Origin of the sequence: Agarivorans sp. TSD2052, from assembly GCF_023238625.1 — a bacterium.
Lineage (GTDB): Bacteria > Pseudomonadota > Gammaproteobacteria > Enterobacterales > Celerinatantimonadaceae > Agarivorans.
The window spans coordinates 57072-83170 of record NZ_CP096670.1 but is presented as its reverse complement, the minus strand read 5'-3'; the positions used below and the strand labels follow the sequence as shown (position 1 = coordinate 83170).

The 26099-nt window shown below is 46.5% G+C and carries 24 protein-coding genes; 15 read left to right on the top strand and 9 right to left on the bottom strand.

Annotated elements, in window-relative coordinates; genetic code table 11:
- Positions 1–42: 42 nt before the first annotated feature.
- Genes ubiB through ubiE form a run of 3 tightly spaced genes read right to left on the bottom strand, consistent with a single transcriptional unit; the run spans position 43 to position 3029 of the window.
- Positions 43–1671, bottom strand: a complete 1629-nt coding sequence (gene ubiB, locus M0C34_RS00380) for a ubiquinone biosynthesis regulatory protein kinase UbiB (protein WP_248713692.1) — start codon at positions 1669–1671, stop codon at positions 43–45.
- Complete coding sequence (locus tag M0C34_RS00375; protein WP_248713691.1) at positions 1668–2267, bottom strand: ubiquinone biosynthesis accessory factor UbiJ; 600 nt, start codon at positions 2265–2267, stop codon at positions 1668–1670. Before M0C34_RS00375 ends, ubiB begins: the two co-directional genes overlap by 4 nt.
- Before the next feature lie 9 nt (positions 2268–2276).
- On the bottom strand, positions 2277–3029 hold the full coding sequence (gene ubiE / locus M0C34_RS00370; protein WP_248713690.1) for a bifunctional demethylmenaquinone methyltransferase/2-methoxy-6-polyprenyl-1,4-benzoquinol methylase UbiE: 753 nt from the start codon (positions 3027–3029) through the stop codon (positions 2277–2279).
- Positions 3030–3430: 401 nt separating this feature from the next.
- Between ubiE and M0C34_RS00365 the strand changes: the two genes are divergently transcribed.
- A complete protein-coding gene (locus M0C34_RS00365) occupies positions 3431–5503 on the top strand; it encodes a hypothetical protein (RefSeq protein WP_248713689.1) in 2073 nt (690 codons plus the stop codon).
- Between the two features lie 47 nt (positions 5504–5550).
- Here the strand turns inward: M0C34_RS00365 and M0C34_RS00360 are convergent, their stop codons facing one another.
- Positions 5551–5835 (bottom strand): hypothetical protein, encoded by a 285-nt coding sequence (locus tag M0C34_RS00360; RefSeq protein ID WP_248713688.1) that lies wholly within the window; start codon positions 5833–5835, stop codon positions 5551–5553.
- Between the two features lie 396 nt (positions 5836–6231).
- Here M0C34_RS00360 and M0C34_RS00355 point away from each other — a divergent pair, with 396 nt between their 5' ends.
- The 8 genes from M0C34_RS00355 to M0C34_RS00320 all read left to right on the top strand — a co-directional run bounded on the left by M0C34_RS00355 (position 6232) and on the right by M0C34_RS00320 (position 15890).
- The gene (locus tag M0C34_RS00355) at positions 6232–6663 is read left to right on the top strand and encodes a hypothetical protein (RefSeq protein WP_248713687.1); all 432 of its coding nucleotides are present in this window, start codon (positions 6232–6234) and stop codon (positions 6661–6663) included.
- Positions 6664–6859: 196 nt separating this feature from the next.
- Entirely contained in the window at positions 6860–7609 is a 750-nt protein-coding gene (locus tag M0C34_RS00350) for a GntR family transcriptional regulator (RefSeq protein ID WP_248713686.1), read from the top strand.
- Complete coding sequence (gene prpB, locus M0C34_RS00345) at positions 7606–8487, top strand: methylisocitrate lyase (protein ID WP_248713685.1); 882 nt, start codon at positions 7606–7608, stop codon at positions 8485–8487. The genes M0C34_RS00350 and prpB overlap by 4 nt, the downstream gene beginning before the upstream one ends.
- A gap of 135 nt (positions 8488–8622) precedes the next feature.
- On the top strand, positions 8623–9750 hold the full coding sequence (prpC, locus tag M0C34_RS00340; RefSeq protein WP_248713684.1) for a bifunctional 2-methylcitrate synthase/citrate synthase: 1128 nt from the start codon (positions 8623–8625) through the stop codon (positions 9748–9750).
- A gap of 59 nt (positions 9751–9809) precedes the next feature.
- Positions 9810–12404 carry a Fe/S-dependent 2-methylisocitrate dehydratase AcnD gene (gene acnD / locus M0C34_RS00335; protein WP_248713683.1) on the top strand — a complete coding sequence of 865 codons (2595 nt, stop codon included), beginning with the start codon at positions 9810–9812 and terminating at the stop codon, positions 12402–12404.
- A 9-nt stretch (positions 12405–12413) separates the two neighbouring features.
- Entirely contained in the window at positions 12414–13592 is a 1179-nt protein-coding gene (gene prpF, locus M0C34_RS00330) for a 2-methylaconitate cis-trans isomerase PrpF (RefSeq protein ID WP_248713682.1), read from the top strand.
- 73 nt (positions 13593–13665) lie between these two features.
- Positions 13666–15552, top strand: a complete 1887-nt coding sequence (locus tag M0C34_RS00325) for a propionyl-CoA synthetase (protein ID WP_248713681.1) — start codon at positions 13666–13668, stop codon at positions 15550–15552.
- Positions 15553–15668: 116 nt separating this feature from the next.
- Positions 15669–15890 carry a hypothetical protein gene (locus tag M0C34_RS00320; RefSeq protein ID WP_248713680.1) on the top strand — a complete coding sequence of 74 codons (222 nt, stop codon included), beginning with the start codon at positions 15669–15671 and terminating at the stop codon, positions 15888–15890.
- A 228-nt stretch (positions 15891–16118) separates the two neighbouring features.
- Here M0C34_RS00320 and M0C34_RS00315 read toward each other — a convergent pair whose 3' ends face one another.
- On the bottom strand, positions 16119–16673 hold the full coding sequence (locus M0C34_RS00315) for a hypothetical protein (RefSeq protein ID WP_248713679.1): 555 nt from the start codon (positions 16671–16673) through the stop codon (positions 16119–16121).
- A 61-nt stretch (positions 16674–16734) separates the two neighbouring features.
- Positions 16735–17307, bottom strand: coding sequence for an elongation factor P-like protein EfpL (gene efpL / locus M0C34_RS00310; RefSeq protein ID WP_248713678.1), 573 nt, complete (start codon positions 17305–17307; stop codon positions 16735–16737).
- A gap of 253 nt (positions 17308–17560) precedes the next feature.
- On the opposite strand from efpL, the gene M0C34_RS00305 reads away from it, so the two are divergent.
- The 3 genes from M0C34_RS00305 to M0C34_RS00295 all read left to right on the top strand — a co-directional run bounded on the left by M0C34_RS00305 (position 17561) and on the right by M0C34_RS00295 (position 20206).
- Entirely contained in the window at positions 17561–18079 is a 519-nt protein-coding gene (locus tag M0C34_RS00305; protein WP_248713677.1) for a hypothetical protein, read from the top strand.
- Positions 18080–18172: 93 nt separating this feature from the next.
- Positions 18173–18682: a hypothetical protein gene (locus M0C34_RS00300; protein ID WP_248713676.1), complete on the top strand. Its 510-nt coding sequence runs from the start codon at positions 18173–18175 to the stop codon at positions 18680–18682.
- A gap of 300 nt (positions 18683–18982) precedes the next feature.
- The gene (locus M0C34_RS00295; RefSeq protein ID WP_248713675.1) at positions 18983–20206 is read left to right on the top strand and encodes a dicarboxylate/amino acid:cation symporter; all 1224 of its coding nucleotides are present in this window, start codon (positions 18983–18985) and stop codon (positions 20204–20206) included.
- Here M0C34_RS00295 and M0C34_RS00290 read toward each other — a convergent pair.
- Genes M0C34_RS00290 through M0C34_RS00280 form a run of 3 tightly spaced genes read right to left on the bottom strand, consistent with a single transcriptional unit; the run spans position 20203 to position 23429 of the window.
- Positions 20203–21564: a sigma 54-interacting transcriptional regulator gene (locus M0C34_RS00290; RefSeq protein ID WP_248713674.1), complete on the bottom strand. Its 1362-nt coding sequence runs from the start codon at positions 21562–21564 to the stop codon at positions 20203–20205. The genes M0C34_RS00295 and M0C34_RS00290 overlap by 4 nt on opposite strands.
- The gene (locus tag M0C34_RS00285; RefSeq protein ID WP_248713673.1) at positions 21551–22075 is read right to left on the bottom strand and encodes a hypothetical protein; all 525 of its coding nucleotides are present in this window, start codon (positions 22073–22075) and stop codon (positions 21551–21553) included. Before M0C34_RS00285 ends, M0C34_RS00290 begins: the two co-directional genes overlap by 14 nt.
- A complete protein-coding gene (locus tag M0C34_RS00280) occupies positions 22065–23429 on the bottom strand; it encodes a HAMP domain-containing sensor histidine kinase (RefSeq protein ID WP_248713672.1) in 1365 nt (454 codons plus the stop codon). Before M0C34_RS00280 ends, M0C34_RS00285 begins: the two co-directional genes overlap by 11 nt.
- A gap of 421 nt (positions 23430–23850) precedes the next feature.
- On the opposite strand from M0C34_RS00280, the gene M0C34_RS00275 reads away from it, so the two are divergent.
- From M0C34_RS00275 to M0C34_RS00265, 3 genes are all read left to right on the top strand, one after another.
- The gene (locus M0C34_RS00275) at positions 23851–24192 is read left to right on the top strand and encodes a hypothetical protein (RefSeq protein ID WP_248713671.1); all 342 of its coding nucleotides are present in this window, start codon (positions 23851–23853) and stop codon (positions 24190–24192) included.
- A gap of 172 nt (positions 24193–24364) precedes the next feature.
- Positions 24365–25474, top strand: coding sequence for an aspartate-semialdehyde dehydrogenase (gene asd / locus M0C34_RS00270; protein WP_248713670.1), 1110 nt, complete (start codon positions 24365–24367; stop codon positions 25472–25474).
- 239 nt (positions 25475–25713) lie between these two features.
- A complete protein-coding gene (locus tag M0C34_RS00265; protein WP_248713669.1) occupies positions 25714–26010 on the top strand; it encodes a lipoprotein in 297 nt (98 codons plus the stop codon).
- The last annotated feature ends 89 nt before the right edge of the window (positions 26011–26099 follow it).

Here is a 26099-nt window from a genome sequence, read left to right as displayed (position 1 = left end):
TTTTTTCCTTTTTGTTTCATCAGGCCAACAAGACCTTATTATCTATTTTAGTTGTTGCCAGCCAATAAACCCAGCTAACACACTGGCAGCCGTTAAGCCCAAGGCCAAGATTGGCAAGCTGGGGTAAATAACGGCTGCTGAAATCAAACTGGCTGCGCCCGCTAAGCCCAGCAATAAACTGCGTTGCCGTTGTTTTTGCTGCTGTAAATAGCGCTCGGTAAAGCGTTGAAACTTCAGTTGCTGCTGTTTAGCTAACTGCAGGTTATCATAAACCAACTCTGGTAGATGCGGCAGCGTTTCTAACCAATATGGCGCCTTTTCTTTCAAAGCTGAAAATACCGCTTCTGGCCCTACTTGTTTACGCATCCAGCGCTCTAGAAATGGCTTGGCGGTCGCCCATAAATCAAGCTCTGGATATAGCTGACGGCCTAAGCCTTCAATATATAACAAGGTTTTTTGCAATAGTACCAGCTGTGGCTGTACTTGCATGTCAAATCGACGCGCGGTATTGAACAAATTAAGTAATACATGACCAAAAGAGATTTCAGACAAGGGTTTTGCAAAGATAGGCTCACATACGGTGCGAATGGCAGCTTCAAATTCTTCCACTTTGGTATCTGAAGGCACCCAACCTGAATCAACATGCAATTGCGCCACTTTACGGTAGTCACGATTAAAAAAGGCCAAAAAGTTTTCGGCTAAGTAGCGCTGATCTTCTTTGTTTAAGGTACCCACAATGCCACAATCTATCCCGATATACATCGGGTCTTCTGGGTGCTCTCGTGATACAAAAATATTGCCCGGATGCATGTCAGCATGAAAGAAGCTATCGCGAAACACTTGGGTAAAGAATACCTCTACGCCGCGCTCAGCCAACAACTTCATGTTGGTACCTTGCGCCTCTAGCTCGTCAATATTGGCCACCGGAATACCATAAATTCGCTCCATCACTAACAGTGTTTTACTGCAGTAGTCGCTATATACCTCCGGTACGTATAACTCTTTAGCATTAGTAAAGTTGCGACGTAGCTGAATCGCATTTGAGGCTTCGCGGGCTAAATCTAATTCATCAACAATGGTCTTACGATACTCTTCCACCACTTCTTTGGGGCGCAAGCGGCGACCATCGGCAAAAAAGCGGGCAAAAAAGCTAGCGACGCGTTGCATTAAGGCAATATCAGATAAGATAGTGGCTTCAATACCCGGGCGGATAATTTTAAGTACGACCTCGGCGCCATTTTCTTTTAAGCGAGCAGTGTGTACTTGCGCAATTGAAGCGGAGGCTAAGGGCTGCATATCGAAGTCATCAAATAACTGGTCGATAGGCTGTGCTAAGGCTAATTCGATTTGTTGTTTAGCCAACTCACCGCTAAAAGGAGAAACTTGATCTTGTAACAGCGCTAGCTCATTGGCAATATCAGGCGGCAGTAAATCCCGCCGAGTAGACATCATCTGACCAAACTTGATAAATACTGGGCCTAGCTCTTCCATGGCTAAGCGGATACGCTCGCCAGCAGGACGCTGTTGGTGCTGGTTACGCCACCAAAAAACTAAGGCTCGCAGCAAACGCAATGGCCAAGGCCAAAATCGTTTAGGCAATAATTGATCGATACCATAGTGGCAAAGAGTGCGATTAATTTGGCGAAAACGAGCAAACTCTTTAGGGGTCATTCACTCAATTCCTGGATACGCGCAGCCAAACTGTCGAGGTCTTTAGCTAATGTTTGCACTTGTTGCTGCCACGCTTGGTATTCCAACTGACCCACCAGCAATTTCCACTCTTCGCTGGCAAGTTCGGTGATTTTATCGGGGGCTTTGCTAAATGCACGGTTGAGCACGTCAGCCACCATACGGCCTTTAGACACCACTTGATATGCGGCTACATCACCAATGCGTTGTGATAATTTTTCTTCAAAATCAGGGTCGAGCTGCAAAAACAAATCAGCAAACTGTTGGGCCAATTTAATGTCACCTTCCAACTGCAATTTATCTTGTTTGATCAGGTTGGGAATTCGGTCAGCTTGTTTAAGCTCAGCCAAAGTAAACAAGGACATGCTCAAACTACAATCAGCCACCGCCTCATATTGGTTAAGCACATCGAGTTGTTGCTCGCTAATCACAAAATAAAAACACGGCAAAGGCTGGATTTTAATCGCTAACACTTTACCTGTTAGCTGGCTACGACGCTGGCTGCTGCTTTCATCGAGCGACAATACTTGATTGCTGAGTGCTTCAACACCAGCGCTGATCAATGAAGATAAGGGCATAGGGGCCTCTTAGAATTTATAACCACGGTGTAAGGCAACTACACCACCGGTTAAGTTGTAATATTCAACGCCATCAAAGCCCGCATCTTGCATCATCTGTTTCAAGGTTTCTTGATCAGGGTGCATACGAATAGACTCGGCTAAATACTGATAACTTTCAGCGTCGTTGGCAATTAGCTGGCCCATTTTAGGTAACAGATGAAATGAGTACGCATCGTAAACCTTACTCACCGCTTCGATTTCTGGTTTAGAGAATTCTAGTACCAATAAACGACCGCCCGGCTTAAGCACCCGATACATCGAACGCAAAGCCGCGTCTTTATCAGTCACGTTACGTAAACCGAAGCTAATGGTAATCACGTCAAAGGTATTGTCGGGGAACGGTAGGGCTTCGGCATTGGCTTGTACGTAACGTACGTTACCCACAATGCCTTTATCGCGTAGCTTGCTGCGACCCATTTTTAACATTGAGTCATTAATGTCAGCCAGTACAACCTCACCGCTACTACCAACAATTCGCGAAAACTTAGCGGTTAAATCACCGGTGCCACCAGCTAAATCTAACACTTTTTGACCAGGGCGAACGCCGCTGCAATCAATAGTAAAACGCTTCCATAAACGATGAATACCACCCGACATTAAGTCATTCATTACATCATATTTAGCTGCAACTGAATGGAATACTTCGGCAACCATGCCTACTTTTTCTTCACGGTTTACTGTTTTATAACCGAAATGGGTAGTTTCTTGCTCGACGCTCATGTTTGCTTCCTACTAATGCGATCTGTCGCTAGTGTACTGTAGCCAACCCAATGCTCCAAGGCTTGCACCGCTTAAGCTTCAGCTTTTTTGAAAAAACAGCGACCAACCTTAAAATATCAGTGCCTGAACAGCAATTTAACTTCTCTCAGGCTGTGGAGCCAGTATTGTTTATAACCTAATTCCCCTAACAATAGCGGCACCTCAGCAAGCAGAGTTTGGCTTAGAGTTGCCACTTACCCTACCCAATCAGCCATTTTCTGCGCACACTTTAATAACACTTCACCTAAAAGCGAATTTTAATAATAGAAAGTAACATTAAAAATAAATAGAAATTTGAAATAAATCAAACATATAAGCCAGTGTTTTTGATAAGTTACTTTTTTATTTTTTAGGGATGAATTATGACTCACGGAAAGAGTTTGGCCTTTTGTGGGCTGTTGCTGCTTACTACAAGTTCGATGTATGGGTGTGGCGGTGGCGGTGGTGGTGGTAGCGAAGCCGGAGATAAACAGCCCCTCCCCGCTGATGGACTTTCTAATATTACACAGGACGACTTGAGCATTGTCGGCGCAACAAACAACATTAATTTGTATCCCGCAGCATTAAGTCAATTAGCCCTTAGTGCCATAAATAGCTTAGGAAAAAGAGACTCGTTCTCTGTGGCATGTGGCCCTGAACTTTCTGATACCGCCACAATAAACATTCAAAGACAAACACCGGGTGAGTTCAGTAGCAACGATATTATTAATATCTCACTGGTTAATTGTTATACAACACTAATGGACTCTACCGCTCTAACTGGGAATATATCAATCGATGTATCGCATATTAGTTACGGCCCTGTTTTAACCGAGCTCAATGCGATACTGAGCTATCCAAGCTTACTGAACCAGCTTGATAATGGTGAAGGCTTAATTGGCGTAGCTATGAGTGGGGAACACTCTTTGGCGTATACCTTCGCAAATGAAATTCAGCAAATTGATAGCTTTCAAAGCTCCTCACAATATACAAACCTTGGAGATTTCTTCTTATTGACGGATGCTGAAGTAACTCAAACTCACGATCTCATCAACAACACCACTGCAATGGACATGCAAGGTAAAGTTAAGTGGAGCGGTAATGGCACGACTCTTTCCTACGAAGTATCTACACCCGAAACTTTAGAGGGGATATTAGGCTGGGGCTTTAATAGTGGAAAGCTAATTATTCAAGGAGCCGGTGAGCAAATGGTTGAGTTTTCAGCAAATGTCGAAGCTATTCTCCCCTCGGGCTCAATATCCATTTTTGACACTTATATAAAAGGCTTAGATGTAGATGAAACCTTCGTATTAGGTGATGGCGACGTTTTTGGCGGTGATGCTATTAACCAACCTGTGTTACACAGCAATATATTTTCTCACATTCCTGAAGGCTGGTATTGGAGCGAAGATAACACAGGCATTCACACGGGCATGCTTTACAGTGATGGTACGCTTGAGTCATACCAGAAAACCGCGCAAGGTGGTTTTGCTTTACCACACTATATTGACTTCCCTTCTGATGGTAGCTTCACTGTTTATGCCAAAGATATCAGCTTAAATGGAGCGCCAGCGGAAGTACATTTTGCAATTTTTGATGAATACGCAGGAGGGCTTTCTGTTGATGTTACCCGCGTAGGGTATCGATACACCATCACTCCATCTACACCACCGGTGCCTGGGCGGAAATATAATTTAACCTCTAACATAGATGGTGAATACAACATCGCTACTTTTACAGTGGCCGGCAGCTATGACCCCGCAGACCTATCAATAGCTATGCCCGACGATCGGTTCGTTAGATCAGGTGAGGCATTTGTACTGTCGCCAACCATAACCGGGTTTCATAACGGTTTATATTGGGAAGGAGGTTATTCAGGGGAAAATTGGTGGACAAACGATATACAGATTTCTGACCAGAACAGTATCGACGCAGAAGTAACAGTAACAGGTGCACAAGGCAAGCTAGCAAGTATTTCTACCTCTTTAATGCCCCTAGAAGGTGATACTAAACATGGTCATGTCACTGTTCAGATTGCTGAAAGCGATAAAGACAAAAGCTTTCTGCAAATAACTGAATACGACAATGTTCAAGCCCCAACTAATAAACGCCTTTTTGTAGGTTACATCCGTGAATTTGAAGACAATCATACGAACATTGAACAGCGTTTTACCATTGAAGGAGCTAGTCATACTAAGACTCTTTCGTTAGCCATGTCTGGTGGAACAGTTATTGATTCCGAGAATACCACCTACTCTTTTGTGTCAATGGAATACTCTGAAATGGATACTGTATGGACTAATCATGAATACAACTTTCTAAATGATTGCACCGTCGATCGAGTAGAGCTTAAACAGTCTATCGGTTCAGTATCCGGTACACGTAGCGACTTCACCATCCACTGTAATCAAGAAACTGGTTATATCAAAGGCTTCATTCATAACTTTTATGAATAGTAATTTTACTTACCAATAAATAAAAAGCGCCCCGCAGGGCGCTTAATTTACGTCTTTATTTTCACAATTTTATGTCGTGTGCGCCAAGCTTTGTGGCTAGTTTGCTGCTTAAGCTCTTTAGCTTTAGTGTCTGGCTCAGCTTGTTTAACTTTAACTCTAAATCGACCATCAGAGTCTGCGCCTATGTCTTTAGCAATGTGGGCGCTAATACCCTCTACTCGCCAGCTTTGTTGGCGTTGCTGCTTGAGCCATTTTTGAGTTTCTAAATGCTGCTGGTAGCGCAACAATAACTCTACTGTAAATGTGAGTAAGCGAATTTTAAGTGACATCATGTCTCGTTCTCCTTGATAGAGAGCGAAGTGACACAGATTATAACAGGAGGGGTATGACTATTTCCTTACTGCGACACTTCGCAGCTCGGATAAAATTGGGGTGGTTCTCAATCTTAATTTAGCTGCTTAGCCTGCGTACTCGGCTGCCATGTTTATGATTTGCCATGGCGAGCGAAGTGACAGACATAAGTCGAATTGAACGATATGCTGAACATAAACAATGTTTCATATTTTCCTCGACTCATGCAGTAATTGACTGAAAACATAACATAACGCGACAATGCTCAAATAACAAGCAAGCAGCCCTTTTTTTATTTGCTTATTACATAATCTACACAGTAAGTGACTATGATTTGACTATTAACCCTCAGTACTTTGAACAATGTGAGCTTATCAATGCAGCCTACCGGCCATGGTTATTATCAATTACACAGCCATAACAGCCTTTTGCTGGCTCAGCTCTACGACAGCTGGAATGTCACCACTACCAAAGAGTACCAAGCCGAGTTACAGCACGTGGTTGGTCAATACTGCCATCAACCTTGGGCAGCCATTTTTGATATACGCCACTGGCAATTTCTCACCCCCGAAAGCATTCCTATTATGCAGCAGCAGATAAGCTGGTGTTTACAAAACCAACTTAGCCACTGCATTTATCTATCCAGCAACTCTGGAATTTTTGAATACATAAAACAGCAAATGCATGCTCATATCGGCCAGCATACCTGCAAATTTGCACAACTCTCCTCTGTAGAAGAAAGCTTCGCCACTCTGCAACGCTGGCAAGTAAAGATACCGAAATCTATCAGCACTATTTTGGAGAACTAAGCGCCTTCCACACTCATTACTAGATTGTCTACAATCTCAACGCCAAACCTCACTTTGTAAACAATAAGCACTAAAGCAGCGGTAAAAACTCAACTAAAACTAAAGTATAACTACGTATTGTCGACAATTATTTGATCAAGTAATAACAGTTGATCTACACTGTGCAACATTCAATCAACCTGAGTGTAACGTCAATATGCCTGAGCTTAGTCAAGCTAAAAGCCCGAACGACAAACAAAGCTTGTTGTCGCAAAACCTTAGCGATACGCTGATTGAAGCCATTGTGAGCGGTCAAATAGCCCAAGGGAAAAAGATCTCAGAGCCTGAGCTAGCGCGCCATTACGGAGTAAGCCGAGGTCCATTGCGAGAAGCAATTCTAAAATTGCAGGGCATGGGGTTAGTGGAACGGGTGCCACACGTAGGCGCGCGAGTCGTACAGCTAAATCAACAGCAGTTACTGGATATTTACTCGGTGCGTGAGGCGCTTGAAGGCATGGCCTGCCGTTTAGCGGCCAGTCAATTGTCGACAGAACAGCTCAACGAGCTTAAAGCCCTGCTCGAACATCACCAAAGTTACTTACAGCAGCATCAAGGTAAAGCTTACTTTGAGCAACAGGGCGACTTTGATTTTCACTACCTCATTATTAAAGGTAGTGCCAACCAGCGCTTAGTGAACCTGCTATGTGATGAGCTTTATCACCTGCTGCGTATGTACCGCTATCAAGCCAGTAAACAAGTTTCGCGCCCCGAGCGCGCCCTACAAGAACACTGGGCAATTTGGCATGCCCTCGCCGACCGTGATGGCGAGCTGGCCGAGATGCTAATGCGCCGCCACATTGCCCGTGCGCGCAAAGCCATTGAACAACAACACTTAACGAATCCGACCGACCAAAGCCAAGAAGCCATAACATCGGCTACGCAAATTATCCAAGGAGTGAACGAATGAGCACATTAACCTCGCCTGGCGCACGCTTTCGCCAAGCTGTAGCCGAACAAAACCCACTGCAAATAGTAGGAACGATTAACCCTTACTGCGCCATGATGGCTAAACGCGAAGGCCACCAAGCTATTTACCTATCGGGTGGCGGCATAGCTAATGCGTCTTATGGTTTGCCTGATTTAGGCATTACCACCATGAACGATGTACTAGAAGATGTACGCCGTATTACTGCCGCCTGTGATTTACCCTTGTTGGTCGACATTGATGTTGGTTTTGGTGGTGCGTTTAATATTGCTCGCACCGTTAAAGAAATGATCCGCTCAGACGCTGCCGCCGTGCACATGGAAGACCAAGTGGCGCAGAAACGCTGTGGTCACCGCCCCAATAAAGCGATTGTCTCTAGCCAAGAGATGGTAGATAGAATTAAAGCTGCCGTTGATGCCCGAGTAGATCCTGATTTTGTAGTGATGGCCCGTACCGACGCCCTACAAATTGAAGGTATGGGCGGCGCAATTGAACGTGCTTGCCAATATGTTGAAGCCGGTGCCGATATGATTTTCCCTGAAGCGATGCTTACTTTAGAGCAATACCAGCAGTTTGCCGACGCAGTAAAAGTGCCCATTTTGGCCAATATTACCGAGTTTGGGCAAACGCCCTTATTTAGTGGTGAAGAACTCGCCGCCGTGGGAGTAGACATGGTGCTCTACCCGCTATCGGCTTTTCGAGCAATGAATCAAGCCGCAGTCAACGTTTACCGCAGCCTACGTGATAACGGCCACCAGCGAGATGTTGTCGACAGTATGCAAACTCGCACCCAGCTATATGACTACCTTGGCTACCACGACTACGAACAAAAGCTCGACCAATTATTTAAACAAGAATAAACCGTCAACCACACTACGTGAAGGCGCTTAGCCAAGCTCAGATGCAGCGGCGGCTAAGCCTCAATATTTAGCAAGCAAAACAACAAGGCGCAACAGACGCCAAGCTTGTTAACCAAAGGAATGAAGGAGAATATCATGGTACAAAAAGCTATTGGAGGCGCAGGTCTACGAGGCCAAAGCGCCGGCGAAACCAAATTATGCACCGTAGGCCAAAGTGGCTCAGGCCTGACCTATTGTGGTTACGATATTAGTGAGCTCGCCGACCAAGCCACCTTTGAAGAAGTTGCCTACTTACTGTTTCACGGTGAACTGCCTAATCGTGAGCAACTGGCGGCTTACCACGACACGCTGCACAACTTACGTGAATTACCTGAAGCACTAAAAGCGGTGTTGGAGCTGATCCCAGCAGATGCTCACCCTATGGATGTAATGCGCACCGGTGTCTCCATGCTAGGTAACTTAGAAACCGAAGCCAGCTTTGCCGAACAGCAACATCATAGCGATCGACTACTGGCCACCTTACCCGGCATTATTTGTTACTGGTATCGCTTTAGCCACGATGGGGTACGTATTTCTACTCAAAGTTCGGCTAACTCTATTGCTGCGCATTTCTTAGAGCTGTTACACGGCAAACCGGCAAACCCACTGCATGAACAAGTGATGCAATGTTCGTTGATACTTTATGCAGAACATGAATTTAATGCCTCTACCTTTACCGGACGAGTGATAGCCTCAACCCTATCGGATATGCACTCTGCGGTATCGGGGGCAATTGGTGCCTTACGCGGCCCTTTACATGGCGGTGCTAACGAAGCCGCTATGGCGATGATTGAAAACTGGACCAGTGCCGAGCAAGCTGAAGCCGAAATCATGGCGATGCTAGCGCGCAAAGACAAAATCATGGGTTTTGGCCATGCGATTTACCGCACTAGCGACCCGCGTAATGCATTGATTAAAGCGTGGTCGAAAAAACTCAGTGAAGCCACTGGTGATACGCATTTATTTGCGGTGTCTGAGCGAGTAGAAGCGGTAATGTGGCGCGAGAAAGAGCTGTTTTGCAATGCCGATTTCTTCCATGCCAGCGCCTACCATTTTATGCATATACCCACCCCCTTATTCACGCCGATTTTTGTTTGCTCAAGAGTCAGCGGCTGGGCAGCTCATATTATGGAACAGCGGGCTAACAACCGCATTATTCGACCTAGCGCCGATTATACCGGTAGCGAACCACGTAGTTACGTGCCTGTTGAACAGCGCTCTTAACGCTGTTTCCCGGTGGAGCCCTCGCTCCACCGTGCTCTCTTTTCGCTGTGGATACGCTTATGAATACTGAATACAGAAAACCCTTAGCCAATAGCACCTTAGATTACTTTGATACTCGCGCGGCCATTGAAGCCATTCAACCCGGAGCCTACGCTGGCCTACCTTATACCTCACGGGTATTTGCTGAAAACCTCGTACGCCGTTGCCCGCCCGCGCAGCTACATGCCGCGCTTAGCCAAATTATCCAGCGCAAGCGCGACTTAGATTTCCCTTGGTATCCGGCACGGGTGGTCTGCCATGATATTCTTGGCCAAACCGCGTTAGTAGATTTAGCCGGTTTGCGTGATGCCATTGCAGATAAAGGCGGTGACCCCGCTAAAGTTAATCCGGTGGTGCCTACCCAACTGATTGTGGATCATTCCTTAGCGGTAGAACATGCCGGTTTTGAAGTCAATGCCTTTGAAAAGAACCGGGCAATTGAAGACCGTCGTAATGACGACCGTTTTCACTTTATTAACTGGTGTAAAACCGCCTTTGAGAATGTCGATGTTATCCCGCCGGGTAATGGCATCATGCATCAAATCAACCTTGAGAAGATGTCACCGGTTATTCAAGCGCGTGACGGTGTCGCCTTTCCCGACACCTTGGTCGGTACCGACAGCCATACCCCGCACGTTGACGCCTTAGGAGTGATTGCTATTGGTGTAGGTGGTTTAGAAGCCGAGAATGTGATGCTGGGCCGTGCCTCATACATGCGCTTACCCGACATTGTTGGTGTAGAGCTTACCGGTCAACGCCAACCGGGCATTACCGCTACCGACATAGTGTTAGCCATCACCGAATTTTTGCGTGAACAACGCGTTGTATCAAGTTACCTCGAGTTTTACGGTGAGGGCGCAAGCCAGCTTACCTTAGGAGACCGAGCGACCATCTCCAATATGACCCCTGAGTTTGGCGCTACTGCCGCGATGTTTTACATCGACGATAACACCATTGATTACCTTACCCTTACCGGCCGTGCTGCCGAGCAAGTGGCATTAGTTGAAAACTACGCCAAAACCACGGGCTTATGGGCCGATGACTTGGCCGCAGCTGAATATGAGCGCGTGCTCACTTTCGATCTATCCAGTGTAGGCCGCAATATCGCGGGTCCGTCTAACCCGCATCGTCGCGTCCCCACCAGCGAACTGGCAAGCCGAGGCATTGCCGCTCCAGTACCTAAACAACAAGGTTGGATGCCAGACGGTGCCTGTATTATTGCCGCTATTACCAGCTGTACCAATACCTCCAACCCACGGAATGTGATTGCTGCAGGGCTACTGGCACGTAACGCTAACCAGTTAGGGTTAAGCCGCAAACCATGGGTAAAAACCTCATTAGCACCGGGCTCTAAAGCCGTGCAACTGTATCTAGAAGACGCTCAATTACTCACCGAGTTAGAACAATTGGGTTTTGGTATTGTTGGTTTTGCCTGTACCACCTGTAACGGCATGAGCGGTGCACTTGATCCAGTGATTCAACAAGAAGTCATTGACCGCGACCTCTATGCCACCGCAGTGTTGTCGGGTAACCGTAACTTTGATGGGCGTATTCACCCCTATGCCAAACAAGCCTTCTTAGCCTCACCGCCATTGGTAGTGGCTTACGCCATTGCTGGTACTATTCGTTTTGATATTGAAAAGGATGCCTTAGGCCACGATGCCCAAGGCAAACCGATTACCTTAAAAGACATCTGGCCCAGTGATGAAGAAATTGATGCAGTGGTTAAGCAGAGCGTTAAGCCTGAGCAGTTTCGCAAAGTTTATCAGCCAATGTTTGACCTAAAAGTGGACTACGGCACCAGCGGTTCACCCCTTTACGAATGGCGCCCACAAAGTACCTATATTCGTCGCCCACCCTACTGGGAAGGCGCGCTAGCAGGCGAGCGAACCTTGCGCGGCATGCGACCTTTGGCTGTATTAGGTGACAATATCACCACCGATCACCTCTCTCCTTCTAACGCTATTATGCTCGACAGCGCTGCCGGGGCTTACCTAGATAAAATGGGTTTACCTGAAGTCGACTTTAACTCCTACGCCACCCACCGCGGCGACCACCTTACTGCGCAACGGGCCACCTTTGCTAATCCCAAACTGTTTAATGAGATGGTTAAACATGATGGTGAAGTAAAACAAGGTTCGCTGGCACGGGTCGAGCCAGAAGGCCAAGAGATGCGCATGTGGGAAGCCATTGAGATCTACATGCAACGCAAACAGCCACTGCTTATTGTTGCTGGCGCTGATTACGGCCAAGGCTCGTCGCGTGACTGGGCCGCTAAAGGGGTGCGCCTAGCCGGAGTAGAAGTGATTGTAGCCGAAGGATTTGAACGAATACACCGCACCAACTTAGTGGGTATGGGCGTATTACCGTTAGAGTTTACCAAGGGTAACAATCGCCATAGCTACCGCATTGATGGCAGCGAAACCTATGACGTAATCGGTACTCCTGCACCGGGCGAATTACTGACCTTAGTGATTACCCGCAGCAGCGGTGAACGTATCGACCTGCCGGTAGTGTGTCGTCTAGATACTGCAGAAGAAGTCTCGGTTTATCAGGCGGGAGGCGTATTACAACGCTTTGCTCAAGACTTTCTTGAAAACCAAAACCAGCATTAGGGAGGCGACATGAGCCACATTAAGCAGCTTCGCATCCCTGCCACTTATATGCGTGGAGGCACCAGTAAAGGGGTGTTTTTTAAACTGGATGACTTACCAGAAGTCGCCCAACAGCCAGGTAGCGCCCGCGATAATTTGTTGCTACGGGTCATTGGCAGCCCTGACGCTTATGCCAAGCAAATCGACGGCATGGGGGGCGCAACCTCTAGCACCAGCAAAACCGTGATCGTCTCTAAAAGCCAGCAAGCTAATCACCAAGTGGATTATCTGTTTGGCCAAGTATCGATAGACAACGCTTTTGTTGATTGGAGCGGCAACTGCGGCAACCTTACCGCGGCAGTGGGCGCTTTTGCGATTAACGCCGGATTAGTGGATGCCGAGTTCATTCCAAACAACGGCCTTGCCAGCGTGCGAATTTGGCAAGCCAATATTCAAAAAACCATTATCGCCCATGTGCCAATTAGCAATGGTGAAGTGCAAGAATGTGGTGATTTTGAATTAGATGGCGTGACCTTTCCTGCAGCCGAAGTACAGATTGAGTTTATCAACCCAGCCGACGGCGATGGCGCGTTATTTCCAACCGGTCAGTTAACTGAGCAACTCGACGTACCGGGCCTGGGTAAGCTAAATGCCACACTAATTAATGCTGGTATCCCTACCATTTTCTTAGATGCCGAACAGCTTGGCTATACAGGTACCGAACTACAAGACGACATCAATAACGATGATAAAGCCTTGGCCATGTTTGAAACCATTCGCGCTTATGGCGCAGTAAAGATGGGCCTAATTGAACATATTGATCAAGCGGCCCAGCGCCAACACACCCCCAAAGTAGCTTTTGTGGCTAAGTCACAAGACTATTTAAGCAGCAGCGGTAAAGCGGTTAAAGCCAGCGACAACGACTTATTAGTGCGCGCCCTGTCTATGGGCAAACTTCACCACGCCATGATGGGCACCGCCGCGGTAGCTATTGGAACGGCCGCCGCCATTCCCGGCACCTTAGTTAACCTTGCCGCAGGCGGTGGTGCACGAGAAGCGGTGCGCTTTGGCCACCCCTCTGGCAGCTTAAAGGTGGGAGCCCAAGCACAACAACACGATCAGCAATGGCAAGTGACCACCGTAAGCATGAGTCGCAGCGCCCGAATACTAATGGAAGGTTGGGTGCGAGTACCCAGCGACAGCTTTTAAGTCGCCGAACCCGCACACTTAAACATATTAGCCCCTTGCCAAGTCGTAGCCAGCTAGGGACCAGGAGGACATTATGAGTTATCAGCAACAAGCAGATTACGCTAAGCAGCAACCTGAACAATTTTGGTTAGAACAAGCCCAACAACTGGCTTGGTTTAAACAACCTGAACGCGCCTTAAGCCAAGACGAACATGGCAACTATCGCTGGTTTAAGGGTGGCAGTATGAACACCGCGTATTTGGCGCTAGATTACCATTGCGAACAAGGGCGCGGCGAACAAACCGCGCTAATTTACGACTCGCCAGTTAGCGGTCAACAACAGCACTTTAGCTATTCGCAATTACGTGACGAAGTGGCCACGACTGCCGGTATGCTAGTGGCTCAAGGGGTAAGTAAAGGCGACCGAGTGGTGTTGTATATGCCAATGATCCCTCAAGCCGCCATTGCCATGTTGGCCTGCGCGCGTTTAGGTGCGATTCACTCGGTCGTATTTGGCGGCTTTGCCGCACAAGAGCTGGCGGTGCGTATTGATGATGCCCAACCCAAGGTGATTCTTACCGCGAGTTGCGGCTTAGAAGGCGCCAAAGTCATTAATTACATGCCCATGGTGAGCCTAGCCTTAGAGCAAAGCCAACAAATGGATACCCCCGTATTGGTCTGGCAGCGCCCCGAGCAAGCGGTAGACTTTAATCAGCAATATTTAAACTGGCAAAGCCTGCAACAGCAAGCCAGCCCAGCCGATTGTGTACCGGTAGATGCCACCGACCCCTTATATATTTTGTATACCTCGGGCACCACTGGCAAACCCAAAGGCGTAGTACGGGACAATGGTGGCCACGCCGTTGCCATGAACTACTCGATGCAAGCGGTATACAACGTAAAACCCGGGGACGTATTTTGGGCCGCTTCAGACGTTGGCTGGGTAGTGGGACACTCTTATATTGTTTACGCCCCGTTGATTTTTGGCTGCACCACTATTTTGTACGAAGGAAAACCGGTACGCACTCCCGATGCTGGCGCCTTTTGGCGAGTGGCTAGCGAACATAAAGTAAAAGTATTGTTTGCTGCGCCCACCGCGTTTAGAGCCATCAAAAAAGAAGACCCAGAAGGCCTGTTGGTAAAAGACTACGACTTAAGCCAATTACGCGATATTTTCATGGCAGGTGAACGCCTAGACCCACCTACGCTCGAGTGGACGGTAAATAAAACCGACAAACCGGTTACCGATCACTGGTGGCAAACCGAGACTGGCTGGGCGATTGCCGGCAACCCACTGGGCCTAGAACGAATGCCAGTTAAAGCCGGTAGCGCCACCAAAGCCCTACCCGGTTTTCAAGTCAGCATATTGGACGAAATGGGCGAAGTATGCGGCCCTATGGCGCAAGGGTTTATTGCTATAAAACTGCCTTTACCCCCAGGCTGTTTACCCACCGTTTGGGCCGACCAAGCGCGCTTTGAATCAGCCTATTTGAAACAGTTCCCCGGTTATTATGTATCTGGAGATGGCGGCTACATCGACCAAGATGACTACCTGTTTGTAATGGGGCGCATTGATGATGTGATCAATGTAGCGGGCCACCGTTTATCTACTGGCGAAATGGAAGAAATTGTTGGCGCCCACCCCGCTGTCGCCGAATGTGCGGTGATCGCCAGCCACGACGACCTAAAAGGCCAAGTGCCCTTTGGCTTAGTAGTACTGAAAGATGGCGTGACCCAAAGCGACCAAGACATCTCGAAAGAGCTGATCTTAAAAGTACGTAATGAAATAGGCCCCATTGCCTGCTTTACCCAAGCGATTATTGTGCAACGCTTACCCAAAACCCGCTCAGGAAAAATCCTCCGCCGTACCTTACGTCAACTGGCCGACGGCGAAGAATACGCCATCCCATCCACCATCGATGATCCCGCCAGCTTAGGGGAAATTGAAGAACTGATGCGCCAAGGCAGAACCATGATTTAGTACTTGTCACTTGGATAAAGACCTACTCACAGCTACCAGCAGGTGGCTGTGGCTTACATTGCGTTTTAAATCAATAAGCTCTACTATCTTTTCACTTAATTACACGGGATGTATCAGTGAAACGAATTATCTTTATGTTTATCGGCGCATGCATCGGCGTCGCCTTGAGCATCGCCCTAGCCTATGTAATTGGACAATTCTGGGGCCCTATTGCGCAAGGAGAAGATGAGGCTGCAAGGCACTTCAAGATATTTATTTTTGTGACTAGCCTACTGTTGGTGAGCGGCGGGTGGCTTGGATTTAGACTAGCAAAACCCAAACAAAACAACGCGTATTAACCCGCTAACGCCTGCATAAAGGCCTCAATATAAAAGCGGCAATCAGCGAGCGTTCAAACAATGGCCTGCATGAGCGGAGCCTTCACTTTATGATAAAAAGCGCGCTGGATGACGCGCAACACAGGATAAAAGTGATGCGGGGCGGGCTTTCTTATGCTTACTGTTCTTTGCCCATCTAAGCTTAGTAAATCGCCGGCGGCGAAACTTTTAATAAATACACGGAAGCGCTTAACTCATAGTTAAAAACTGATTTAGAAACAAAACCGAGGTAAGAAGACCGAACAGACATAGCGCTCCAGCAAAAAATTTAGTTCGGCGATAAGCCTTTTCGCCCCGTTTGACTCTATTCCATTCAGCCTTTAACAAAGGCTTTGAGCTATCAACTAAAAAATTGGCCAGAACTTTAACTTGGACGTAATCTTGCTTATTAAAAGCAGTTTGTAATTCATCCAACCTTTCTAGAAAAACAGTGTTTATGTGATTAGTTGCTATGTCAGGATCTTGAGCATTTATTCTAGTCAATAGTCCAGCACAAGCGCTGACATAGTTTTTATGTGATGCCTCAATGTCGGAAGCACTATGCGTCTTAGTTATCGACTGGTAGTAGGCTATGAAAAAAACACTAGAAACTAGAGTTGCTAGTTCACACCTAAAGGCATCAATCCACGCTTGTCTAAACTCAGATACTTTTTGTTCTTTACTATTAATTAAGTTGAAGTATGAAAAAGTCCCAGCTAAAAAAGCAGCGAAGATAGTACCAAACACCAAAATATATTTTTCCAACCTCCCCCCCTAAAAAGCAGCCCTAAAGCTGCTTTCCAAACTCATCAATCACTGCAAATAACTACTTATCTGCACGACTCATAAATTTCTTCTCAGTGGTACTTACCTTAATCTTCTCACCACTGGCAATATACTCCGGCACTTGCACCGACAAACCGGTGCTTAAAATAGCGGGTTTCGTACGGGCACTAGCTGAAGCACCTTTAATTGATGGGTCGGTTTCTACAATCACCAATTCAACGCTAGCAGGAAGCTCTACAGCTACCGGTGCACCGTCTACTGTTACCACTTGAATACCAGCGGTATCTTCAGTAATAAATTGCACTTCGTCGGCAATGGTGTCTTTGTTTAGGTTGAACGGAGTGTAGTCTTCGTTATCCATAAACACGTATTCGTCACCGTCGATGTAAGAGAACATCACTTGATGGCGACTAACGTCGGCCAAGTTGATCATTTCATCGGCTTTAAAGCTCTCGTCGGCTTTGGCTCCGGTAGCTACATCGTACAAACGCATACGGTATAAACTGGCGCCAGCACGGCCACTAGGGGTAAGTTTGGCGATGTCTTTAACAAAGTAAACTTTGTCGTTATGTTCAATGGCGGCGTTCTTTTTTATTTCACTAGCCTTTGGCATGGCGTGAGCTCCTAATATAAATCGTGATGTGAAAATATCATGTACAGATTTTTAGGCAACCGTTAGCGCATTTTGGCTCAGCTTATTAATAAGCGTTCTGTTATTAATCTCGCAAAAAACAAAGAAAATACCGCTAGTTAAGCGACAAGTAAAAGTTTCACTTGCTTAGCCTTGCCGCTTTCTGTAAAAAGCTCAGTAATTACTCAAGGATGAATATTACTCACAGGAAGTCGGTCTTTTTCTAGGAGTTATTATGTTATCCCTGCGTATTGTTGCTGTTGCGCTTTTTTCCTGTTTTTTGTTGGCCTGTAATGTTGAAGATGAACAACCACGTAGCCAAATTGCAGTGACTTTTTATCCTCCCGCGTCTTCTTTCCCTAGCTCAGCTGGCGATAGTGTCACCATCACTCAAAAACGTTATTTTCGTGCCGACGGCGGATCCCCTGCGCAAAGCATTACCATTAACCAACGTCGCGATGGTGCACAACCATCAATCAACGGCGAGGAAGCCAGCCAAAATGCGACCTTTATAGTTGATTTCACTGCGAGTACCACCTTAGATATTTACTCTGAGGGCGGTGAATTCCTTTATAACGTAGACATCTTCTCCGATATGACCCAAAGGCACCTTTGCTTGCCAAGTGTTTATTTAAGCCAGTTTGAGTTAGTGGTGGAATCACCGGTTAAAATTGCCGACAGCAAGCAAGAAGCCCATCAGTTCATTTTGGCTTGCCGTGAATTAAACGCAGTCATAGAAGTGCAAGCAGAATAGAGTCATTATTCATCCCCAGCTAAAGCTGGGTTTAATTTTATTAAAGGACAATCAAGCACAGGACGTGGACACAGAAAAATCTTGAGGAAAAACATGAGCTGTAAAACCATCGTCATTCTGCTTTTGGCACTTAATTTAACCGCTTGCGGGGATGCGTCTGAATCAGATGACTTGAACCAACTATTTTTGACCTTTTACCCCCCGCAAAGCGCTTTCCCTAGCGATGTAGCAGATGACGAGGTTGTTTCTTATAAGCGCCTATTAGTCGCCAACGGGATTGAACGTGTAAACATTACGCTTAATCAACGCCGTGATGGTGAAGCCCCCACCAGCAGTGAGGGAAAACCATCGGATCAGTATGCGGTATTCAAGGTCACTTACGGCAACAGCAATACCTTTGATATTTATGATGAAAATCAAGTGTTTTTATATACCCATACCGTGTTCGCTGAAGACCAAGGCAAACATTTCTGTATTTCAATTGATCAACAAGATGAGCAACTGATTGAATCGGAGTTACCGCTAAGCTTCCCAGAAGATAATGCTGAAACCCACCAATTTATTCAGCACTGCCGAGAGCTAAATAACCCAACGGCTAGCTAATAACCGTAAGCGCCCAGAAGCTAAGCACTGCGGCGCTTTAAGTCCTCATATAATAAAATTAAGATAAACGTGTTGTACATGCCACTAGCCTAATAAGCCGTCATCAACCTCATCACTCCTATTGAACACTCATTTCTCTCTCACCACTCCCAAAATTTCAAGTGTTCATAAATAAACCAAAAAATAGCTTTTATCACTAGTAAATGATATTAACTCGAAACATACGGCGCAAAAATATAACTTATGCAGTATAATTCGCGACCATCAAAATCTCTGATAACACTCTCAACAGGAACCTTGATGGACACAGCACAACCGCTTTACAAGAATATTGGTGTACAAGTCGTCATCGCGATGATTATTGGCACTATCGTTGGCGTACTCATGGGCGAACAAGCCGCCGTATTTGCCCCCTTAGGCACCATTTTCATCCATCTTATTAAAATGTTGGTGATCCCATTAATTGGTGTATCTATTATCGCGGGTGCCGCCAATTTGGGGAATAGCCCAGCCGCTGGGAAAATTGGCATTAGCACCTTCGCCTTTTTCCTTGCCACCTCGGCGGTAGCTGTGGCCTTAGCCCTAGTCATGGGCAATATTTTTCAACCTGGAACAGGTCTTGACCTTAGCCAAGCTAGCGGCATGTTTTCTAGCGAGTATGCTGATAAAGGCGGGGTTCCCGGTGTCATGGAAACCGTTATCGGCATGATTCCGGTGAACATTTTCGCCTCGCTTATGGACGCCAACATTTTGCAAATTATGGTGTTCTGCTTGTTCTTCGGTGTCGCATTGTCTAAGCAACCCAGTGATAAAACCGCGCCGCTAATGAGCAGCCTAGACACCATTATTAAAGCCTTTATCTGGATGATTAACATCGTAATGATCATTGCGCCTATTGGGGTATTTGGCTTAATGGCTGAATCGGTAGGCACCTTTGGTTTTGCTATGTTGGGCTTGGTGGCGAAGCTCTTTGCAGTATACGTAGCAGCCATTCTAATTTATGGATTTGTGTTTTATCCACTGACCATTAAGTTGTTCTCTAATATCTCGGTTCGCGACTTTATGAGTGCGATGAAAAAACCACAAGCCGTGGCCTTATCAACCGCTTCATCGATGGCTACCCTGCCAGTCACCATGGAAGTTGTAGAAGAAGAACTCAATGTATCAAAAGCGACCGCTTCGTTTGTGCTGCCCTTAGGTGCCACCATAAATATGAGCGGTAACGCCATCTATTATGGATTAGTGGCAGTATTTTTTGCTCAGATGTTCCAAGTGGATTTAGGCTTAGCCGCTTATGCAGCAATTATCTTTACCGCAACCTTGGGTGCCATTGGCCAAGCCGGTGTGCCGGGGCCGTCGTTCTTGGTCGTCGCGGTGCTATTAGCAGCAGGCATTCCTATTGAAGGCCTACCACTATTGTTTGCCTTAGATCGTATCTTTGACATGATCCGCACCTCACTTAACATCACGGGTGACGCAGCTTGCGCGGTCATTGTTGATCGCTTTAACGAGAAACACCTTTAAGCACGAAACGACTCGGGGCGCAGATGGTGGCGCTCCAGTAGTTTATAAAATTCGGTGCGGTTACGCATCGCTAAGCGCGCAGCCTGACTTACATTACCCTGAGTTAAGCGCAATAAGCGCGCTAAATAACCTCGCTCAAACTCATCTCTAGCTTGAGAGAAACTGACCAATTCAGCTTTTTCTCGCAAAGCTTGCTGCACTAATTGTACTGGAATTAATGGCCCTGTAGATAAGGCATTGGTTTGCTCTACCACATTCATTAATTGCCTAACATTACCCGGCCAACGGGCAGCCACTAAACTGGCCATGGCCTCAGGGGAGTAGGTTTTAAGTGGCGAGGCTTGGCGATCAGCGATTTGCTGACTGAAATGATGTACCAACAAGGGTATATCTTCTTGGCGTTTTGCCAAAGGCGGCAGAACTAGTTCGACCACATTAAGTCGGTAATAAAGATCTTCTCTAAACTGTTGCTGCTGCACCGCTTGATACAGATCTTGATGGGTAGCGGACACAATCCGAACATCTACCGCAATGTTCTTAGTAGAACCCACTGGGCGAACTTCACGCTCTTGCAGGGCTCGCAACAACTTAACCTGCACACTCAAAGGCGTATCGGCAATTTCGTCCAAAAACAAAGTACCACCATGAGCCGCTTGAAATAAGCCATTATGAGCATGAGCAGCCCCGCTAAACGCCCCTTTCACATGACCAAACAACTCTGATTCAAACAAACCTTCTGGAATAGCGGCACAATTTACCGCCACAAAAGGCTTATTGTTACGCGAACTGGCCTGATGAATCGCCTGGGCCAGCAACTCTTTACCGGAACCACTTTCACCCTGAATCATAATGTTTACATCGCTGGGCGCTACTTGCTGGATCTGCTTAATTAGCACGTCCATGATGGGGCTGCGACTAATAATATCGCGGCGCCATGCAGCTTGCTCACTTGGCTGAACTTTTTCACCCGCAGGCGTTTGTAAACGCAAAGCTTCAGCTACTTTAGCCAGTAACTCTTGGCTATCAAAGGGTTTAGTTAGATAACCAAACACCCCTTGCTGAGTGGCCGCGATGGCATCGGGGATATTGCCATGGGCGGTAAGTAACATTACCGGTAGGCTTGGATATAATTGTTTAATGGCATTGAACAACGCTAGGCCGTCCATGCCATCCATGCGCACATCACTGATCACCAACTGCGCAGGATAGCTTTCTAGCTCAGCCAGAGCTTGTTTAGCGCTGGCTACCGCCTGTACATGATAACCCGCAGATTGAAGGCGTAAGCTAATTAGCCTCAATAAACTGGGGTCGTCATCTACCACCAGTACATTGCCATTAGTGTGTTTAATTTCGTTCATTTAGCTGTTGCTCAATTCGGGTTAATTCATCCAGCTGCATTTTTAGAGCGGCGATTTGTTGCTGCAATAACAGTTGCTGTTGTTGTTGGGCGGTTCCTAGGTTTTCATATTTATGTTGCCACCTAAGCGCATCGGCCAATTGATCGTTTAGAGCAATGATCATGCCTTTTTGTGTAACCGTCTGCTGACTGCTTAAGGCTCGATTAAATGCAGCATGGGCACGGTGTGGATTTTTCACCGGTGATTTCTTATAAGCATAGAGCAGGCCGAGCTTTATCGAGTTATCCCCTAAGTCAGGATCAAGTAATAAGGTTTCTAATTCATTGAATACCTGGTCATCACTCAGTTCGGCTATCTGCAAATAGTAAGCCGCTGGGCTAAATTTACCCACCATCATTGATGAAGTGTCGCCAACAGCAGCCACTTCAGCTTTATTGGTCGGCATTAGCTGACAAGCACTTAAGCTCAGCGCGCTTAGGCACAGCAGTAATTTAGCTAAGCTACTTTTCATCCGGTTCGCTTCCTTGTAATCCTTCGACCAAAAATCGACTCCCCTTGCTGAGTCGTTGGTAGCGGAGATGAGCATGCTGCCTCTCCACTAATTCTTTAGCAATGGTTAGGCCTAAACCGCTGCCTTTTAAACGCGGGTCTTTAGCCGCTTTTCCTTGCACAAAAGGCTGGAATATACGTTGTTGTAACGCTTCGTCAATGCCCGTGCCTTGATCATCAATATACAGCGTAACCCCTGAACCTTGCGCGCTTGAACCGAGAGTGATTTCACCTTGTTCAGGTGAGAATTTAATCGCGTTTGATAGTAAGTTATCAATGATAACTCTGAGCTGCTCTTGATTCGCGACCACCACACTTTCTTGCAGGGCTAACTGAGTGCTTAGCTGACGACTATTAAGGCTTAAACGATGGCTACTAATGACTTGTTCGATAAGGCCTTTAAGCGATACAGGCTGCTGGTTAACCTGTCCTGGAGTATCCAGCAATAAATTAAAGTCTAACAAGGCTTCAATCAGTTGTTGCAGGCGTAAACTGCTATCACGCAGAATTTCGGTAATTTCTTGCTGCTGCGGGTTGAGAGGGCCTGCGCTATTATCATAGAGCAGTTCGTTTCCTTCCCTAATCGCCGCCAAAGGCGTTTTCAGCTCGTGGGAAATGTGGCGAATAAAACTGGTTTTTTGCTGCTCAAGGTTAAGTAAGCGCAAGCGCATATCGTCTAAAGCATCAGCGATAACCATTACTTCTGTGGCACCACTAACCTTAATCGCTTGATTAAACTCACCGGATTTAAGCCGCGCTATTTGTGGTCGTAATTGTTGTAGCGGCCGAGTAATCACCAACACCAATAACACGGCGGCGGTCGCAGCAAAAGGAAGACTCAGCATACTGAGAATTAGCCGCTGCTGCGCTAACTGAGACGCTTGCTCCAATTGCTCGGCTAATTCCTCCACTAAGCTTTGGCTGCGCTGATCGTATTGGTGTCCTAACTGCGCCAAATCGCGAAATTGTTGGTTTAGCTGTTCATTCTGATTTTCTTCTGGCTCTGCCATCATCAGACTTAGCGCCTGTAACTGCTGATGTAACTGCGCAATGATATTTAATAACTCGGCGTCATCTCGCTGCTGTTCAAAATCAGCCAGGTCATTGGATAAACGTAACCATTGCCTTTGGTATAACGCTAATAAGCTTTCGTCTGCCAACACGCGAAATTGGCGAGCGCTGCGCTCTAGATCTAGCAAAGACTCATCGAGCCGTTTACTACTCGATACCAGATCAGCGGCTAAAAACGCAGTGTGCTGACCTTGCTTAGACACTTGTTGCAAATAATATGAGGCCAATAACAAGCTCAATAACAAGGGCAAACCTAGCGTAGCTAAAGCCCAAAAGCTGAGGCGCCGTATGGAAGCAAGCGCGCGAAAATTAATCAAACAACTGTCCCTAACAAATCTAGAACCATTAAACGAGCCGCCTATAATGCCAGACGTGAGCAAAAATCATACTGTCGCTATTTAACGACAGCGAAAAGACGCACACAATCTCTAGCTAAGTCATTGATTTTAAGTAGAGCTGTAAAGAAAACTTGCTAAATACTCCTCTGTTAATAGTCTGCCAGTACTTAGCTGTCGCCGTTGCCCAACACCTATAGCCAACTACCTAAGTTAAGCACCTGATTTTATTGATCTAAATATTTGGCTCAATTTGTGCTGAACCACCATTAACACTGAAGAAGAGTTCGGTGTTGTTTCGCCCCTCGCCCCTTAACTAGATGGAATTAATATGGAACAGTTTGAACAGCGTTGTATACGAGTTGGAGATTGGATTTTTGAAATTAAAATGGTGAGAGCGATTAGGGTCAGCGAGTATGGCCAACCCTATGATGCCTGTGCCAATATTAGTTTTAACGGGAACCACGCTTACATCGATAGTCAACTGACTCGCGTTGACAATAGCTTTAGCGGCAAAGACTTCGCCAGTTTTGTAGAGTTTTGCCAAGAAATGGGCATCACAGACGCCAGTTACGATCGCTACTCACAAGGCAAACGCCGCTCTCGAAATATCACCATTGGCGATGACCAACGCCAGTCACCCAAGGTAGTCAACTTTCCAAGCAGGGCTTAAATACAATACTAAGCCCCACAGGATAGTCATTCATGGTTGAAAAACGTTCAATTTTATTCGATAAGCGCTAGCTTTTGAGGTGGCTGAAATGGTAATCTCAAAGGTCGCTTAAGACGATGTCTTAACGAAAAAGCAAACACAAATATCATAAAATAAAGGATGTAAACAGGCCATGAAAGTAGGTTTGGTTGGTTGGCGCGGCATGGTGGGTTCCGTGTTGATGCAGCGTATGCGCGAAGAGAACGATTTTGCCCACATAGCCCCAGTTTTTTTTAGTACTTCTCAAGTCGGCATTGCTGGCCCAGATGTGGGCACCGGCGAGACCACCTTGCAAGATGCCTTCGACATCGACAGCCTTAAAGCCATGGACACCATCATCACCTGCCAAGGTGGCGATTACACCAAAGATGTTTACCCTAAGCTACGCGAGAGCGGCTGGGATGGTTACTGGATCGACGCAGCCTCTGCATTACGTATGGAAGATGACGCGGTTATCGTGTTAGACCCCGTTAATCGTGATGTTATTGACCAAGCTTTAACCAAGGGTGTTAAAACTTACGTTGGCGGCAACTGTACTGTTTCATTGTTACTCATGGCAATTGGCGGTCTATTCGAAAAAGACTTAATCGAATGGGTTAGCCCGATGACCTATCAAGCGGCTTCAGGCGCGGGTGCGCGCAACATGCGAGAATTGATTAGCCAGATGGGTACAATTCGCGATGATGTAGCCAGCGAGCTAGCGGATCCTGCTTCGGCCATTCTCGATATTGATCGCAAGGTAGCGGACAAAATGCGCAGCGCAGATTTCCCGACCGATCAATTTGGCGTACCACTAGCGGGCAGCTTAATCCCTTGGATTGATGTTCCCCTAGCCAGCGGCCAAAGCAAAGAAGAGTGGAAAGCTCAGGTCGAAGCCAACAAAATTTTAGGCACCAGTGATAACCAAACCCCGATTGATGGGATTTGTGTCCGCATTGGCGCCATGCGTTGTCACAGCCAAGCACTGACGATTAAGCTGAAAAAAGACCTTCCGGTTTCTGAAATCGAAGACATCTTAGCGGCGCATAATGATTGGGTAAAAGTGATTCCCAATGATCGTGAGTTATCAGCGCAAGAGTTAACTCCAACCAAGGTAACCGGCACCTTAAGTGTTCCCGTCGGTCGTATTCGAAAATTGACTATGGGCCCTGAATACATATCAGCCTTCACCGTAGGTGACCAACTGTTATGGGGTGCTGCAGAGCCATTGCGTCGTATGTTACGCATACTGCTAGCTAAATAAGCGAAATTCATCCCGTTTAATTAGCGAACGAATATTTTATAAACAAGCCTAGCAGTAACATTGCTGGGCTTTTTTGTGCTCATTAGATTAAGCCCTTCGAAACTCCAGTTGGATGACCACTTTTTCGATCATCAACTAAATTTAAGCGCAAAATATTTTCATAGCCCCAGAAAATTTACTAAGCTGTTGATAAGAAGAATAACCTTTGCTCACCCAATATTGATACTGTAGGAACCCCTATGAAAAAAATGCTGTTAGTGGCTTGTTCAGTGGCCTGGTTAAGTGCCTGTTCTAGTTCAGCCCCAGAACAAAACCAAGGTGTGATGATCACCGACAAGTCAGACGATGTAGTCAGCTGCGATATTATCGGCGTGTTTAACGTAGATCCACAAAGTTTAGATACCGATCAAGGTAAGCAAGAAATGACCAGTAGGGTGATGACGCTTAAAGGAAACGCTGTACAACTGATACCACTCACCACCGCTTCTCCTGAATTAGTGTCGGTGCATGTGTACGAGTGCCCCAAAGCGTCTTAACCGGCCTTAAGCCGTTGAGATAATTGAGCTATACCAACAACTACAGGTTTCATTTACGATGCTGTTTAAGCATAATGCTTGTTCCACAA